Genomic DNA, 643 nt, shown 5'->3' with positions numbered 1-643 from the left:
GGACTGGAGCGCTTGCGACCGACGCAATCTCATGCTGTCGGGCGTCGATCTGACAGGGGCCAATCTCACCCGTACCGATTTCACCCTGACGGATTTGCGAAACGCGAACCTGACGTCGGCCAACCTCGAGAAGGCGACGTTGGTGCGCGTCTCCCTCGATGGGGCCGTAGCGGATAAGGCCAACTTCACGAAAGTGGAGGCCTATCGCGCGAAGCTGACGCGGTTGTCCGCAAGAGGCGCGCTTTTCATGGGATCGGAGTTCCCGCGCGCGGATTTCCGCAATGCGGATCTGTCCGGAAGCAATTTCGAAAAGGCGGAACTTGGACGCGCGTCGTTCGAAGGGGCAGATCTGACGGACACCACATTCACCTTCGCCAATCTGGCGCGCGCCAATCTTCGAAAGGTCCGGGCCGGCGGCTCGCTGGACTTCACCGGTACCCACATGTTCCTCACGCGGATCGAGGGCCTCGACCTGTCCGGCGCGAGAGGTCTTGTGCAAGAGCAGATCGACAACGCGTGTGGCGACGCGAAAACGACGCTTCCCGACGGTCTTTCCTCCCCCGCCGCATGGCCTTGCGCGTCCGAATGACCATGACGCGCACCGCCGACGCTTGAGCGCCTCGCCGGTGGCCTCGGCAAAGGC

At 63.1% G+C, this 643-nt stretch carries 1 protein-coding gene; it reads left to right on the top strand.

From position 1 onward, the window contains the following. Nucleotides 1-589, top strand: a 589-nt coding sequence (locus ING15_RS19320; protein WP_206456470.1) for a pentapeptide repeat-containing protein, incomplete at its 5' end; no start/stop codon positions are given. Between the last annotated feature and the right edge of the window lie 54 nt (nt 590-643).

The organism is Aurantimonas marina, assembly GCF_017183135.1.
Classification (GTDB): domain Bacteria; phylum Pseudomonadota; class Alphaproteobacteria; order Rhizobiales; family Rhizobiaceae; genus Aurantimonas; species Aurantimonas marina.
The sequence above is the reverse complement of the archived record's forward strand: the minus strand, read 5'-3'. Positions and strand labels throughout refer to the sequence as shown.